Source organism: Parageobacillus sp. KH3-4 (genome assembly GCF_022846435.1).
Lineage (GTDB): Bacteria > Bacillota > Bacilli > Bacillales > Anoxybacillaceae > Parageobacillus > Parageobacillus thermoglucosidasius_A.
Genome location: NZ_AP025627.1, coordinates 1,485,390 through 1,499,795 on the forward strand (window position 1 = coordinate 1,485,390; position 14,406 = coordinate 1,499,795).

A 14,406-nucleotide genomic window follows, 5' to 3' on the forward strand; every position below is an offset into this window, starting at 1 on the left:
AGATGGCCGCCATTGATTACGGCATGCTGGCCAATGAGCTGCAACGAGCGGAACAGGAGAAGCGGGAGCTTGTGCGCCTTACAGCGAAATATCCGGAAATGACCGTCGAGGACGCTTACGCGATTCAAGAAAGATTAGTGGACATGAAAAGAAAGGATGGCTATCGCATCATCGGCCCGAAAATGGGATTGACAAGCGCGGCGAAAATGGCGCAAATGGGGGTAAACGAGCCGATTTACGGATATGTGTTTGACTATATGGTCGTCCCGAACGGGGGGGCTGTGGCGATGAGCGGACTGATTCATCCGAAAGTGGAAGCGGAGATCGCCTTTATTTTGAAACAAGACGTTAAAGGACCTGGCGTAACCGGGGAGCACATTTTAAACGCGACGGAGTATATTGTCCCTGCTTTAGAAATCATCGACAGCCGCTATGCGAACTTCCATTTTACGCTGCCAGATGTGATTGCCGATAATGCTTCCTCGTCCCGGGTCGTATTTGGGAGCCGTCTCGTTCCCCCTAGCTCCCTTGAACTTGATGTGCTTGGAGTCAGTCTGTCCATTAACGGCGAGGCCAAAGCGTTTGGAGCTGGCGCCGCCGTGCTAGGGCATCCTGCCAACACCATTGCCATGCTGGCGAATATGTTAGCGAGAAAAGGCGAGTCGCTGAAGGCAGGAGATGTCATTTTGGCTGGAGCGATGACGGAAGCGATTCGTTTTGCCGCAGGGGACGCGGTATTGGCTCTGTTTGATCAATTGGGAACGGTTTTATTTCGAGCAACAGAATGAAAGGATGAAAATGATGCCGATTGTCCATATTCAATTGCTAGAAGGAAGACCGGAAGAAAAGATTAAGGAAGTAATTCGCCAAGTAACGGAAACAGTCAGCGTGGTACTGGGCTCTCCGAAGGAGAATGTGCGGGTGATCGTGTCAGAAATTCCGAAATCTCACTGGGGTATCGCCGGTATCCCAGTGTCAGATAAACAATCAAAATAAACTAAGGGAGGAAACACGATGAGCCTCGAATTAGCGATGCTTGTCCCTCATACGCCAAGAATGTGCTTTGAAGATCGCGCCCCTGATTTTCAGCGCGAATTAGTCCAAGGGATGCATGAAGTCGCCAAAGTGATTGAGCAGGTCAAGCCGCATACGCTTGTGCTTATTTCATGCCATTGGATGTCAAGTTTTGACCATTTTGTCGATGTCACTCCCCGGCATAAAGGGGTATTGACAGCCGTTGAATGCCCGGATCTCATCTCTGATGTGCCATACGATTATCCGGGGGACGAAGAGCTCGGAAGACAGCTTGTCCAAGCAGGGAAGAACGCTGGTCTTCGGGTCGTTGAAGTCAATGACCCGACGTATATTTGGGACTACGGGACCGTTGTTCCGCTCCGCTATTTAGTGCTGAATGAAGATATCGCCGTCATCAGCCTGTCGGTTACATGGGCGGCCAACTTGCACGAAACGTATATATGGGGGCAGCTCATCGGCAAAGTGTTGCGCGAAAGCGAGAAAAAGACGATGTTTATTAGCAGCGGCGCGCTTTCCCATAACCTTGTCCGCCGTCCGGAAGCGCTACCAACATTGGCAGAGCAAGCGTTGGATCGCGAATTTTTGCAATATTTAAAAAATGGAGATGTATCTGCAGCATGGAACATGCTTCCGCAATACGCGCGAATTTCAGGAGTCGAGTCAGGAGGACGGCATCTCGCCGCGCTGCTTGGGGTCATTCAAGAAAACTATAAAAGCCATTATTACGGATATGGCCAATCATCCGGTAGCGGCAATGTGGTCATGACGTTTGAGCCGCACCCGGCCCAATACAAAACTGTGTATGTTTCGCAACAGATGGCTAATCGTTTATAATCCGTTTCTATCGTCTTATGTCAAAACCCCTATGGGGGAAAGATTCGGCAGTAAATGGAGATGATCTGATGCGTAATAGAGCCAGCATGATGACAGAAAATGAAAGCGCTTTAATTAAGAGGCGAAAGGGGGAAGCTATGAAATGGAAAAAAAGAAGAGATTTTTAAAACTAAACATAACGGGTCTTATTATGATGATCGCGGTCATGCTGATCATTGCGGGATGTGCGCAAAGTAGCGGGACATCAGGCAACACCGGTTCAAGCAAAGAAGAATCTTCTTCGGGTCTGCTTAAGATCGGCTTCATTCTCTCACAAACCGGCACATTTGCGCCATTATCAGAAGGGATTATCAACGGATTTAAACTTTACTTGGAAGAACATAACGGCATGTTAGGCGGGAAAAAAGTTGAAATAAAAGTTGAAGATGATGAAGCAAACCCGCAAGTGGCGTTACGTAAGTATCGCCAATTAGTTCATAGCGAAAAGGTCGATATTCTTGTGGGCCCTATCTCTTCAGCTGTCGTCTATGCATTACGTGATGAAGTAGAAAAAGATAAAAAGGTGTTAATCGATGCCAATGCAGCCGGCGATGACCTCGCATGGAGCAAAAAGAGCAATTATGTGTACCGCGCTTCTTTTTCGAATTGGCAAAACGGGAGCAGCGCTGCTAAATATTTAGCAAATAACGTCGGCAAGAAAGCGGTTATACTTGCTCCGGATTATCCTGCTGGAAAGGAAGTTTTACGAGCATTTAAGGCCGCTTTTGAAGCGGCGGGCGGAAAGGTAGCAAAGGAACTTTATCCGAAATTAAACACCAATGATTTTGCGCCGTATCTTCAAGAGGCATCTGCAGAAAATCCGGATCTGATCTATGCATTCTTTACAGGCAGTGACGGAATCCGCTTTGTTACCCAATATAAAGAGTTTGGGCTGAAGGGGAAAATTCCTTTAGCGGGAGCTTTAGAGTTTGGCGATGAGTTAATTACCCAGCCTACCGGTGAAGCGGCAGAAGGAATTATAACGGGGATTAATTACTCTCCATACCTAGATAATGAACAAAATAAACAATTTGTGGAAGCATATAAAGCAAAATATGGAAAACTGCCTAATATTTTTTCTGTGGAGGGATACGACTCTGCGGCAATGATTGATAAAGCCGTTGCGGAAGCAGGAAGTGTCCGTTCAGAGGATTTAATCAAAGTGCTCAAAGGAATTTCTTTTGACAGTCCGCGCGGCCCAATTACGATTGATCCTGCAACAAATAACCCGATTCAAAATTTCTATATTGCTAAGAACGAGCTGAAAGATGGCGTCATTGTACCTAAAGTCATTGAAATGGTTAAAAACGTAACCATGCCGGAAACTTCGCCGTTTGAATAATGGAATGGGGGGAGATAAGGGTAGGGGGATCTCTGAGTCCCCGCCCCTCCATTGTTTTTTATATTATAGCGGGACATATTTCGCAAGAGGTGAATGGAGAGCAAATATCGATTCCTATTAAATTTCATAAGTATATGAACAGGAAGGTGAGGGATCACTATTGTCCATCTTTTATGCGCAACTGTTGACGGGTCTGGCCTATGGAATGTTGTATTTCATGATTGCGGCAGGATTGACCATTATTCTTGGCGTGATGAACGTCGTTAATCTTGCCCATGGGACACTATTTATGCTGGGGGCTTATATTGCCTTTACGTTCATTAGTGATGAATTGAATTTCTGGATCGCTTTGCTCCTATCGGTTCTTTTAACAGCCGTATTAGGGATTATATTGGAAAAACTACTCATTAAGCATGTATATGGAAAAGAACTTGAACAAGTATTATTAACTTTCGGCTTAAGCTTTATTATCGCTGATGTTGTGAAATGGATATGGGGCACAGAAATGCAAACGCTTTCGGCGCCAGCCTTACTTAACGCATCCTTATCAATCGGGGATATGGTGTTCCCGCTTTATCGCTTATTTGTCGTCTTTATTGGCTGTTTATTAGCTTTACTATTATGGTACTTGGAGAGCAAAACGCGCATTGGTGCGATCATCCGTGCAGGTGTCGATGATCGTGCAATGGTTGGTGCTCTTGGTATAAATGTAGGGCTCGTATTTACTGGAGTATTTGCATTTGGAGCGGCATTAGCAGGGTTGAGCGGTGTTTTGGGCGGACCGCTGATCGGAATGTATACGGGGATGGATAGTGAAATCCTTGTCACTTCCCTCATTGTCGTTGTCATTGGCGGTTTAGGTTCATGGAAGGGTTCCTTCATCAGCGCCATTTTAATTGGTGTCATTGAAACATTTGGAAAGGTATGGTTCCCATCCTTATCGATGCTGATTGTGTTTCTGATCATGATAGTTGTTTTAATCATTCGGCCGCAAGGGTTGTTTGGAAGAGAGGTGGCATAGTGTGAAAAAGATTTTTCTCTACACCGTTCTGCTTATTCTCCTCGTTTTAGCTATGCCGCTTGGGTTGTCTGATTTTGGGATGAATTTGGCGACTGAAATTTACATTATGGCCATTTTTTCCATGAGTCTAGGATTGATTATGGGCTACGCAGGAATGGTGTCACTCGGACATGCCGGTTTTTTTGGAATAGGCGCTTATACGGTTGCGATCATCGGTCAGTATGTGCCGAATACGTATCTGTTGCTTCTGATCTCCGTTGTGATTTCCGGATTGATTGCCTTAATTACCGGTGCAGTATTTATACGTACGTCTAAATTTTACTTTTTGATGATTACGCTTGCATTCGGACAATTATTGTATGTCTTATTTTGGCAGCTGAAGCCTTGGACAGGTGGAGCAGATGGGATGTCGGTCTCTGCCACCTTGAATCTTGGCTTTGGAGAAATTGTATCTCCAAATGGGTTCTATTATGTCATGGGCGCTGCCTTTATCATTTCCTATCTTCTTTTGCGCCTGTTTGTAGAATCTCCGGCCGGAAAAATTACGAAGGGCATTATGGAAAATGAAGCGCGAATGAGTGCCCTCGGCCATAATGTCCGGATTTATAAATTGCTAGCTTATACGTTATCCGGATCTTTAGCAGGATTGGCCGGATCGCTCTATTCGTACTTTAATGTGTTTGTTTCCCCTGATTTGTCAGGCTGGACATTTTCCGGTCAGGTGATGGTGATGGTGATTATCGGCGGAGTCGGTACTTTACTTGGGCCGGCGGTCGGGGCAGGCGTTTTTATCTATTTGCAAAACTTTATGAGCACTTATACGGAGCGCTGGCCGATGATCATGGGGGCTCTGTTGATTATCCTTGTTCTTATTGGGAAAGGCGGAATGATTCATTGGCTGCGATATGTTAAAGATATCATTTTTTTGCGTAAACAAATCGATGAAGAAGCCACTCAAAATCAAGTAAAAAAAGAGGAGGTAGTCAATTGAGTTTACTCAAAGTTGAAAATATCAGCAAATCATTTAAAACGCTACAAGTATTGCGCAATGTTTCATTAGAAGTGAACCCTGGGGAACGCCATGTGATTATTGGCCCCAATGGTGCAGGAAAAACGACGCTCTTTAATTGTATAACGAATCTCTTGCCCATTGATTCCGGGGCTATTTATTTAGACGGAAAAGACATCAGTAAACTTCCTGCACATCATCTCGTCCATTTAGGAATGTCCCGGACATTTCAAAAAAATAACTTGTTTGGCGATTTAACAGTGGAGGAAAATCTTCATCTAGCGCTAGTAGCTAAGAAATCGTATCGATATAACGTTTTTTCGCCACTGGCAAACCGGTCAGATATAAAGGAGGAAACAAATAGAATTTTAGATGAATGGGAAATTTCTTCACGCCGCCATATTAAAGCAAAAAATCTTTCTTATGGAGAACAGCGATTGCTGGAAGTGCTATTGGCCATGGCCAGCAATCCAAAGATTCTTTTATTAGATGAACCGACGTCCGGAATGTCCCCGGCGGAAACAGCGCAAACTTCAGAAATGATTCAAAAACTTCCGCGCTCCATTGCGCTAGTAGTAATTGAACATGATATGGAAGTCGTCTTTGCCATTGCTGATCGGATCACGGTTCTTCACCATGGGGAAGTCATATTAAGCGGGTCTCCGGAGGAGGTCAGAAACAATGAAATGGTAAAGGCAATTTACTTCGGAGGAGGCGCGAAACAACATGCTTGAGCTTCAAGATGTCCATTCCTATTACGGAACAAGCTATATTCTTCAAGGGGTGACATTTTCAGTTCCCAAGGGAAAATGTGTGGCGCTTTTGGGGCGGAATGGAGCGGGAAAAACGACAACGATTCATACCATTGCCGGTTTGCATAAATCCAAACGGGGCAGCATACGTTTTAAGGATCAACAGTTGCAATCTTTGTCTCCTCACCAAATTTCCCGTCTTGGAATCGGTTTAGTGCCGCAAGGAAGAAGGATTTTTCTGTCGCTTACTGTAAAAGAGAACTTGACGATGCCGGCGCGAAAAAGAAAAGCAAATGACGGGAGCATATGGGATCTGGAGAAAATTTATGAGTTATTTCCTGTATTAAAAGAGCGGGAAAAAAATTTGGGCACACAGTTATCCGGCGGACAGCAGCAAATGTTAGCGATTGGTCGGGCGCTTATGACGAATCCTGAGTTTTTGCTGATGGACGAACCATCCGAAGGACTTGCCCCGGTGATTATTGATCAAGTGGGTGAGATCGTCATTAAATTAAAAGAGGCAGGACTGTCCATATTGATGGTTGAACAAAATATTGCACTTGCTTGCAAGGCGGCAGATGAGATATTAATTATGAACAAGGGCAAGATTGTATGGCATGGCACGCCCGATCAATTAATGGCAAATGAAGAAATGCAACACAAATATTTAGGTGTTTAATAAAGCATAATATGTTTAGTGTTTTGAATCGGGCGCACAGGACAGTAAGCACCGTATCGGTGCTTGTCCATGAAAGTTTTGGGGAACATGACTGGGGCTGCAAAATCATGCTGTACCCAAGAGAGAGGATGTCCCAAACGGAGTGGGACATCCTTATTTCATATACGTTTTGGATAACAATATCGTATCGATGTTATGGCTTGTTTGAACGTAGGCAACCTTTTGAGTGAGCTTCAGATTCATTTAGTAACGAGTAAAGAGAAGATGTTTAATCGCAATATCCGAGCAATGACGAAATTTCGCGCGCCGCTTGGCAAGCAAGCCCGATGAGCCGAGGAATGGCTGCCGGAGTGATTCGCTGATTCGGCCCGACGATGCTTACGGCGGCGACAACCTCTCCGGAATAGTCGCGAATGGGGGCGGCAATGCTCGTTGCCCCTTCGTGCAGTTCGTCAATGCAAACGGCATAGCCTTTCTGGCGGATGGCCGCTAATTGGCTGACTAACTCTTTTGGATCGGTGACTGAGTTCGGCCCGTATTTTGGCAATCCGCGGCGAAGAATGTTCTCGACCGTTGCTTTCGGGCGAAAGGCAAGCATCACTTTTCCGGAACTTGTGCAGGTGCATGGATTGCTCCGGCCGATGTAAGACAGAAGACGCACAGGGTGTGGGCACTCGATTTTATAAAGATAAACGATCCGGTCATCTTCTAGCACCGATAAATGCACCGCCTCCCCTGATTCGTTCATCAGAGCATGCAAGACGGGAAGGGCGTCTTTAAATATTTCGGTATGCAGGTCAACCACTCCGCTCAAATGCAATATTGAAAGGCCAAGACGGTATTTGCGGTTTTTTTTGTTTTTTTCCACAAATCCCTCTTTTTCCAATACAGCGAGCAGCCGATGGACCGTTGTCTTGTGTAATCCCAATTGTTTTGATATTTCTGTAATTCCTAACTCTGGCGCCTCAACCGAAAATAAGCGCAAAATGCGTAGTCCGTTTTTCACCGACGAGAGAGTGATGTCTATTTTTTCCACCATCTGTGGGCCCCCTTTGCTTTTACAGTTTCGCTGAAATGGCTTGTGCCGTTTGCACGACAAGCTGTGTTAAATACGGAAGAGAACGATCGTTGACGCGTTGGATCGGTCCGGCAATGGAGACGGAGTAGCGAACGTTTCCGTTGCGGTTTCGAATCGGGGCGCTGATGGACGTCACCCCTTCGTGCAGTTCTTCACTGCTGATGGCATACCCTTGTTGCCTCACTTGCACTAGTTTTTCCAGAAGTGCTGGCGGTGTGGTGATCGTTCTTGGTGTGAAGGCAGGAAGTCCCTGGGCGATGATGCGGTCGATCGTTTCTTTTGGCTGATAGGCGAGAATGGCTTGGCCTGTGCTGGTGCAAAATGCCGGATTTTTTTTGCCGACGTAAGAAAGAAGACGAACAGGATGATCGCATTCTGCTTTGTATAAATAGATGACGTCAGCACCATATAGCGTGGCGATATGCGCGCTTTCTCCCGATAAAGCGACGAGTTCCTGCAAAAAAGGAAGCGCGATTTGGCAAATGGGAAAACGGGAATGGATAATTTTTTTCATCGCCAGCAATGAAGTGCCGAGAGAATAAAGGTTTGTCTTTGGATCTTTTTTGACAAAGCCTTCGCTTTTTAATGTTTGCAGCAGCCGATGGGCGGTGCTCTTGCCGATGTTTAGCCTTTCCGCAATATCAGCGATGCTAAGTTCTGTCTCATCCATTGAAAATAGGTGGAGCAGCCGTAAAGCGTTTTCCAATGATGAAAACGACGTTCGTCTTTTGCGCTCTTTCATTGCCTCCTCCCCTCCTTGTTTTGATAAGAAACCGCTTTCAAAAAGCATAATTTTTGCTTTTGTTTCACATAGAGAAATATCGAACTTTTATACGGGACAATTATAATATAACATAACATTCAGAATGTTTTAAATATTGTAAATGGAAATATAGTAAAAAGAGTAGGAAAGAAGGGATGAAAAGCAGGATGACATTGTCGATTCGGGAGATGGAGTTGGAGCTGCAACAATACCAGCTGCAAAAAATTAATGAACTGCTTGTATTTGTCACACAGTTTAACGAGTTTTATAAGGAAAAATTTCGCCATCTTTGCCTGCCAGTGCGGTCGATGGAAGAATTCCGAAAATTGCCGTTTACGACGAAAGAAGAGCTCGTTCAAGACCAGCAGCTATACCCGCCATTTGGTCGAAACCATTGCTATCCGGAAATGAGTTATGTTCGTTACCATCAAACGTCAGGCACTTCTGGCAAACCGCTTAAAATTTTGGATACGGAGGAGAGCTGGAACTGGTGGCGGGATTGCTGGTTTGAAGTGTTGAAATCGAGCGGGGTGACGAACCGCGACCGCTTGTTCCTCGCCTTCTCGTTCGGGCCGTTTATCGGTTTTTGGTCCGCATATGAGGCGGCTAAAAAAATGGGGGCGCTCGTGATCCCCGGAGGCGGGCAATCGTCAAAAGAGCGGCTATATAGCATGATAGAAAACCGGGCGACGGTATTGCTTTGCACGCCGAGCTACGCCCTTCACTTAGCTGAAGTGGCGGAAGAAATGGGAATCGATTTGCCCTCGGCTCCTGTAAGGGCCATCATTACAGCAGGGGAACCTGGCGGGTCTGTTCCGTCAACGCGGCAGCAGATTGAAACGCGATGGGGAGCGGACGTGTACGATCATGCCGGGATGACGGAAATGGGGGCGTACGGCTACTCATGTTCGGCTCGAAACGGGCTTCATATTAACGAAGCGCAATTTTTGGCGGAAATTATCGACCCGGAAACGCTGCAGCCAGTTAAGGAAGGAGAGCGCGGGGAGCTGGTGCTCACCAATTTCAGCCGTTACGGCTATCCGCTCATACGCTACCGGACGAAAGATATTGTGTTTTGTTCTTCGACGCCGTGTTCTTGCGGCAATCCGTATCGATTTTTGCCAGGCGGGATTATTGGACGAGTCGACGACATGGTCGTGGTCCGCGGTGTCAACATTTTTCCGTCGTCCATTGAGACGATTATCAGAGAGTTTGCGGAAATCAAAGAGTTTCGCATTGTTTATTATACGGAAAATGAAATGAACCAAGTCAAAGTGCAAGTAGAGTCAGAAACGGACGTGGAACGACGTCTGGCTGATCGCTTAAGGGAACGGATTGGCATCCGGATCGATGTCGAACGGGTCGCCCAAGGATCACTGCCCCGTTTTTCAATGAAGGCGAAACGGGTCGTTGACCAACGAGATCACCAAAAGCAAGTAGGGTAGAGTGCTGGATAGACGGGAATCGGGCTAGGATATCGAAAATGGAAAGGAGAGAGTTGCTGATGGGTCAAGCAAATGTAAAGCGGCGTCCGGTCCTCGTTGTCGGAGCCGGACCAATCGGGTTAACCGCGGCATTGGCGCTGCGTCGTTTTGGGCTTCCGGCGACGGTCATTGAAGCAGAACCGAAAGACCGTCTCCGTCCAGGAAGCCGGGCGATTTATTTCCATAAAGCTACATTAAAGCATTTAGAAGACATTTATCCAGGGTTAGGGGAAACGTTTGCTAAACATGGGGTTGTCTGGCCGGTCAAGCGCACGTTATTCCGCGGCAAAGAAGTGTATGTCAAACGGTATCCGTCCCCTGATCCGAAGGCGCTTCCTCCATTTACAAGTTTGCCGCAAGTGGAAGCGGAAAAATTTTTGTATAACGCCTGCCTTGAGGCGGGAGTCGAATTTATCTGGGAGACGCCGGTTCGCGAGGTCCATACCGATGAGGAAGGAGTCACCATGATTGCTGAATCTGGTGAACGGTGGACATGCGATTATATGATTGCCGCCGATGGTGCGCGTTCAACCGTCCGCAAGTCGGTCGGCATTAAAATGGAAGGTCCGCGGACGAAAGATTACTTTGTTGTTGTCGATGTGAAGGAAGATGAAGCAGATCCGCTGCCGCTAGAGCGGGTGTTTCATTATCAACACCCGGCCGTAGACGGACGCAACGTCTTATTTGTGCCGTTTGCCGGAGGGTGGAGAATTGATTTGCAGCTACTTGACGGGGATGATCCGGAACAGTTCGGCAGCGTTGAAGGCGTGAAACAATGGCTGCCGAAAGTGATGCCGGAAAAATATGCGGATCGCATCACGTGGGTATCGACGTACCGCTTTTTCCAAGTCGTTGCCGAGTCGTTGACTGACCGTCATCATCGCGTGTTGTTAGCTGGTGAAGCGGCGCACTTGTTTGCCCCGTTCGGCGCGCGCGGCATGAACTCCGGTGTGCCGGATGCGATCATGGCGGCGAAAGCGATTCGGGCAGCGCTTGATGCGGCCAATCGCGAAGAAGCGAAAGCGGCCATTGCCGCGGCCGCCAACGAGCGGCTGATCGCGGCAAGATACAACCGCGACTGTGCTGGCATCGCCTTAGAGCATATTCAAGGCAGCGCTCCAGCAGCCAATATGAAGAGGGAAGTGGCTGCCTCACTGGCCCCAATTTTGCCGCGCCTAGGCAAATGGCTTGATGAAGGGCCATATGGTCCAAGATCGGGACCGCCTCAATTGTCAACAAAATATTAATCGAAAACTGAAGATTGGGTGAAACATATGGAGTATCCATTTCAGGTAAACTGGGGAGATACCGATGCTGCTGGTATTGTGTTTTATCCTAATTTTTATAAATGGATGGACCAAGCAACGCATCACTATTTTTCCAAATTAGGATATTCCACTTGGAAATTATTTCATGAAGATCATACAAGCATACCAATTGTGGAAGCAAAATGCCGGTTTCAATCTCCTCTCTTTTTTGAAGATGAGGTGTGTGTGAAGTCAGCGATCGTAGAACTGCGGGATAAAGTTTTCAAAATTCAGCATCAATTTTTCAAAGGAGAACAGATGATTGCCGAAGGCTATGAGATACGTGTTTGGGCGAATTTTAAAAACGGAAAGCCGAAAGCAGAGCCGATTCCTGATGAAATTCGCGAAAAAATGAAGAAAGCGGCGAACGACAACATGCAGGTTTTAGGGTAAGGGGGAGGATTATGAAAATTATTAACTATCGACACGGAGATGCGGTTCGGGCAGGCTGTATCGTCGGGGAAAACGTAGTGGATCTCAACAAGGCGTATGTTCAGTTATTGAAAGCAAAAGGCTATCCGCGAGCAGAACAATTGGCAGCGGCGTTAGTTCCATCCAATACGATAGAACTGATAGAAGGTGGCGAAAAGAGTTTAGAGGAAGCGTACAAAGCGGCCGATTTCGCCTTGGAGAATGGCATGACCATCCACCGTGCTGATGCCAAAATCGAAGCGCCTGTATTAAAGCCAAATAAAATCATTTGCGTAGGCCATAACTACAGGGAACACATTTTGGAAATGAAACGGGAATTGCCAGAGTATCCAGTGATTTTCGCTAAATTTAACAATACCATTATCGGCCCGGAAGATGACATTCCGCTTCCGCCGATTACGAAGCAGCTTGACTATGAAGCAGAATTTGCGTTTGTGATTGGGAAACGGGCGCGCAATGTATCGCAAACCGATGCGTTAGATTATGTGGCGGGGTATACGATCGTCAATGACGTAACGGCAAGGGATTTGCAGCGCAGAACGCTGCAATGGCTGCAAGGAAAGACACTGGATGGCAGCGCACCAATGGGACCATGGCTGGTGACGAAAGATGAAATTCCTGATCCTCATGCTTTAGAGATTGTGTTGACGGTGAATGGGGAAGAACGGCAGCGTTCGAATACAAAAAATCTTGTCTTTAATGTTCATTATCTCGTGGAATTTTTATCTCATATTATGACACTTGAACCTGGCGATGTAGTATGTACTGGAACCCCTGGTGGAGTTGGAATAGCTCGGAACCCGCAAGTATTTTTGCAAGATGGGGATGTGGTGCGGATTGAAGTAGAAAAGATAGGAGTTCTTGAAAATCGTATTAAAGCAGTATCGAACACCGTGGAGGTGGGATGATAATGTCAAAAATTCAACAATACCAGGAAGAAATGAATCAATCGATTGATGAGATAATTCAGAAAGCAAAAACATTGCCAGAAGAGGTGATTCGCTGGAAACCATCCGCCGAGGAATGGTCGATTATGGAGATACTTTGCCATGTGGAAGAAGTGATTGGTTATTGGACAAGAGAGCTTGTCCGTGTCATTCAAGCGGGTGGTACAGAATGGGGAAGAGGTTTGCAAGATGAAGCAAGATTAGCAGCGGTCCGCCAAGCGGATCAACGCGCTGTTTCCGATGTCATTAAAGGAATCGAACAAGCAAGACAGTTTGCCAATGAACAGTTTGCTTCGTTAAGTGACGCGGATTTAGCGTTAGAAGCACCGCACCGCAATCCAAAATTTGGAGTAAAACCGATGACTTTTTTAGTCGAACATTTTATTACTGAACATTTAGCAAACCACAATAAACAGATCGAAAGAAACTTAAAAAAATATGAGTCGCAACAAAAAGCGTGAGGAGGGGCGAAAAAAATGGCAGAAGCCAATCCGTTTTTCCAAAGCAAGGAAGTAAAAGAGTTTACGAAAAAAATCGAAAAATATCATTTAGGGCCGCTATGGGAAGCGATTCCGGATTTAATGCATAAGGAGCCGGCCCCAGAAGCGGTTCCATACCTGTGGAAAGGCGAAATTATCCAAAAGCTATTGCTGGAAGCGACAGAAATTTTTACTCCGGAGCGTGGAGGAGAAAGAAGAGCCATTTACCTGCAAAATCCAGGATTAAAGCATCGCCAGCCATGGGGATGGGCGTCGACAACCAATACATTGTACGCGGCGGTGCAGCTTATTTTGCCTGGGGAAACGGCGCCTTCTCATCGGCATACGCAAAGCGCCATGCGCTTTATTACCGACGGCAAAGGAGCTTACTCCATTGTGCAAGGGGAACGGCTGTTTATGGAGGAAGGCGATTTCCTCATTACGCCGGGAGGGTTATGGCATGGCCATAGCCATCCAGGAGATGGGCCAATGTTTTGGATGGATTGTCTGGATATTCCGTTTATTTATGCGACAGGCGGCACGTTCTTTGAGCCTCATCCGGATGGCATTGAACCTCCGTCATTGCCGGATGATTACTCGGCGCGAAAATATCGCGGCGGAATGGTTCGGCCGATCAGCGACCGTAAAGCAAACGTAGCGCCATTAGGATTATACAAATGGAAACAAACAGAAGCTGCATTGGCGGGATTAAGCGATTTTGAACCAGATCCTTATGATGGCATTGCTGTCGAATATATTAATCCATCGACAGGACATACCGCAAATCCGAATATCGCCGCTTGGATGCAGAAGCTGCCGGTCGGCTACCATTCTAAGGCTCATCGCCATACGTATTCCGCAATTTACCATGTATTCAAAGGGGAAGGATATACGGTTATTAACGGCGTTCGCTTTGATTGGACAAAAGGAGATTATTTTGTTATTCCAAATTGGGCTTGGCACGAGCATGTCAATGCTTCGAATGAGGAAGCGCTATTATTCTGCGCAAATGATCTGCCGATTATGGAGAAGCTTGGATTGCAGCGGGAAGAGGAATATCCGAACAACAATGGATATCAACAGGTGGTTAGTGAGTTTAAACCGGAGGCAGGTGTCGTGTAAATAATATTTCCTCTGTTATCCTACTAAAAGGATGACAGAGGAAGGAATATTTTTGTAGAGAACAGAGGCGATTAGGTGAATAA

The 14,406-nt window shown here is 46.4% G+C and carries 16 protein-coding genes; 14 read left to right on the forward strand and 2 right to left on the reverse strand.

Annotated features, from left to right (window positions below):
- The first annotated feature begins 2 nt into the window (after window positions 1-2).
- From MWM02_RS07745 to MWM02_RS07780, 8 genes are all read left to right on the forward strand, one after another.
- Window positions 3-788, forward strand: a complete 786-nt coding sequence (locus tag MWM02_RS07745) for a 2-keto-4-pentenoate hydratase (protein ID WP_244403380.1) — start codon at window positions 3-5, stop codon at window positions 786-788.
- A 13-nt stretch (window positions 789-801) separates the two neighbouring features.
- Window positions 802-996 carry a 4-oxalocrotonate tautomerase gene (locus tag MWM02_RS07750; RefSeq protein WP_244403381.1) on the forward strand — a complete coding sequence of 65 codons (195 nt, stop codon included), beginning with the start codon at window positions 802-804 and terminating at the stop codon, window positions 994-996.
- A gap of 18 nt (window positions 997-1,014) precedes the next feature.
- Window positions 1,015-1,869 (forward strand): DODA-type extradiol aromatic ring-opening family dioxygenase, encoded by an 855-nt coding sequence (locus MWM02_RS07755; RefSeq protein WP_064551654.1) that lies wholly within the window; start codon window positions 1,015-1,017, stop codon window positions 1,867-1,869.
- A 142-nt stretch (window positions 1,870-2,011) separates the two neighbouring features.
- Entirely contained in the window at window positions 2,012-3,250 is a 1,239-nt protein-coding gene (locus MWM02_RS07760; protein ID WP_244403382.1) for an ABC transporter substrate-binding protein, read from the forward strand.
- Between the two features lie 160 nt (window positions 3,251-3,410).
- On the forward strand, window positions 3,411-4,271 hold the full coding sequence (locus MWM02_RS07765; protein ID WP_244403383.1) for a branched-chain amino acid ABC transporter permease: 861 nt from the start codon (window positions 3,411-3,413) through the stop codon (window positions 4,269-4,271).
- A 1-nt stretch (window position 4,272) separates the two neighbouring features.
- Window positions 4,273-5,262, forward strand: a complete 990-nt coding sequence (locus MWM02_RS07770; protein ID WP_244403384.1) for a branched-chain amino acid ABC transporter permease — start codon at window positions 4,273-4,275, stop codon at window positions 5,260-5,262.
- The gene (locus MWM02_RS07775) at window positions 5,259-6,014 is read left to right on the forward strand and encodes an ABC transporter ATP-binding protein (RefSeq protein ID WP_064551657.1); all 756 of its coding nucleotides are present in this window, start codon (window positions 5,259-5,261) and stop codon (window positions 6,012-6,014) included. The genes MWM02_RS07770 and MWM02_RS07775 overlap by 4 nt, the downstream gene beginning before the upstream one ends.
- On the forward strand, window positions 6,007-6,711 hold the full coding sequence (locus MWM02_RS07780; protein WP_244403385.1) for an ABC transporter ATP-binding protein: 705 nt from the start codon (window positions 6,007-6,009) through the stop codon (window positions 6,709-6,711). The genes MWM02_RS07775 and MWM02_RS07780 overlap by 8 nt, the downstream gene beginning before the upstream one ends.
- Before the next feature lie 268 nt (window positions 6,712-6,979).
- On the opposite strand, the gene MWM02_RS07785 is transcribed toward MWM02_RS07780, so the two are convergent.
- A complete protein-coding gene (locus MWM02_RS07785; protein WP_481861751.1) occupies window positions 6,980-7,750 on the reverse strand; it encodes an IclR family transcriptional regulator in 771 nt (256 codons plus the stop codon).
- 19 nt (window positions 7,751-7,769) lie between these two features.
- Window positions 7,770-8,531 (reverse strand): IclR family transcriptional regulator, encoded by a 762-nt coding sequence (locus MWM02_RS07790; protein WP_244403386.1) that lies wholly within the window; start codon window positions 8,529-8,531, stop codon window positions 7,770-7,772.
- Window positions 8,532-8,707: 176 nt separating this feature from the next.
- Here MWM02_RS07790 and MWM02_RS07795 point away from each other — a divergent pair, with 176 nt between their 5' ends.
- The 6 genes from MWM02_RS07795 to MWM02_RS07820 are packed head-to-tail and all read left to right on the forward strand — an operon-like array spanning window position 8,708 to window position 14,323.
- On the forward strand, window positions 8,708-9,997 hold the full coding sequence (locus tag MWM02_RS07795; protein WP_244403387.1) for a phenylacetate--CoA ligase family protein: 1,290 nt from the start codon (window positions 8,708-8,710) through the stop codon (window positions 9,995-9,997).
- 59 nt (window positions 9,998-10,056) lie between these two features.
- Entirely contained in the window at window positions 10,057-11,283 is a 1,227-nt protein-coding gene (locus tag MWM02_RS07800; protein ID WP_244403388.1) for an FAD-dependent monooxygenase, read from the forward strand.
- A 27-nt stretch (window positions 11,284-11,310) separates the two neighbouring features.
- Entirely contained in the window at window positions 11,311-11,736 is a 426-nt protein-coding gene (locus tag MWM02_RS07805; RefSeq protein WP_244403389.1) for an acyl-CoA thioesterase, read from the forward strand.
- Between the two features lie 11 nt (window positions 11,737-11,747).
- Entirely contained in the window at window positions 11,748-12,683 is a 936-nt protein-coding gene (locus tag MWM02_RS07810; RefSeq protein WP_244403390.1) for a fumarylacetoacetate hydrolase family protein, read from the forward strand.
- Between the two features lie 2 nt (window positions 12,684-12,685).
- Entirely contained in the window at window positions 12,686-13,183 is a 498-nt protein-coding gene (locus MWM02_RS07815; protein ID WP_244403391.1) for a DinB family protein, read from the forward strand.
- Between the two features lie 15 nt (window positions 13,184-13,198).
- Window positions 13,199-14,323 (forward strand): cupin domain-containing protein, encoded by a 1,125-nt coding sequence (locus MWM02_RS07820; RefSeq protein WP_064551665.1) that lies wholly within the window; start codon window positions 13,199-13,201, stop codon window positions 14,321-14,323.
- Window positions 14,324-14,406 lie beyond the last annotated feature (83 nt).

Coding starts and splice junctions, on each gene's coding strand:
- MWM02_RS07785 (WP_481861751.1), bottom strand. CDS start 7,750: ATGGTGGAAAAAATAGACATCACTCTCTCGTCGGTGAAAAACGGACTA.
- MWM02_RS07750 (WP_244403381.1), top strand. CDS start 802: ATGCCGATTGTCCATATTCAATTGCTAGAAGGAAGACCGGAAGAAAAG.
- MWM02_RS07810 (WP_244403390.1), top strand. CDS start 11,748: ATGAAAATTATTAACTATCGACACGGAGATGCGGTTCGGGCAGGCTGT.
- MWM02_RS07755 (WP_064551654.1), top strand. CDS start 1,015: ATGAGCCTCGAATTAGCGATGCTTGTCCCTCATACGCCAAGAATGTGC.
- MWM02_RS07795 (WP_244403387.1), top strand. CDS start 8,708: ATGAAAAGCAGGATGACATTGTCGATTCGGGAGATGGAGTTGGAGCTG.
- MWM02_RS07745 (WP_244403380.1), top strand. CDS start 3: ATGGCCGCCATTGATTACGGCATGCTGGCCAATGAGCTGCAACGAGCG.
- MWM02_RS07800 (WP_244403388.1), top strand. CDS start 10,057: ATGGGTCAAGCAAATGTAAAGCGGCGTCCGGTCCTCGTTGTCGGAGCC.
- MWM02_RS07780 (WP_244403385.1), top strand. CDS start 6,007: ATGCTTGAGCTTCAAGATGTCCATTCCTATTACGGAACAAGCTATATT.
- MWM02_RS07760 (WP_244403382.1), top strand. CDS start 2,012: ATGGAAAAAAAGAAGAGATTTTTAAAACTAAACATAACGGGTCTTATT.
- MWM02_RS07815 (WP_244403391.1), top strand. CDS start 12,686: ATGTCAAAAATTCAACAATACCAGGAAGAAATGAATCAATCGATTGAT.
- MWM02_RS07790 (WP_244403386.1), bottom strand. CDS start 8,531: ATGAAAGAGCGCAAAAGACGAACGTCGTTTTCATCATTGGAAAACGCT.
- MWM02_RS07820 (WP_064551665.1), top strand. CDS start 13,199: ATGGCAGAAGCCAATCCGTTTTTCCAAAGCAAGGAAGTAAAAGAGTTT.
- MWM02_RS07805 (WP_244403389.1), top strand. CDS start 11,311: ATGGAGTATCCATTTCAGGTAAACTGGGGAGATACCGATGCTGCTGGT.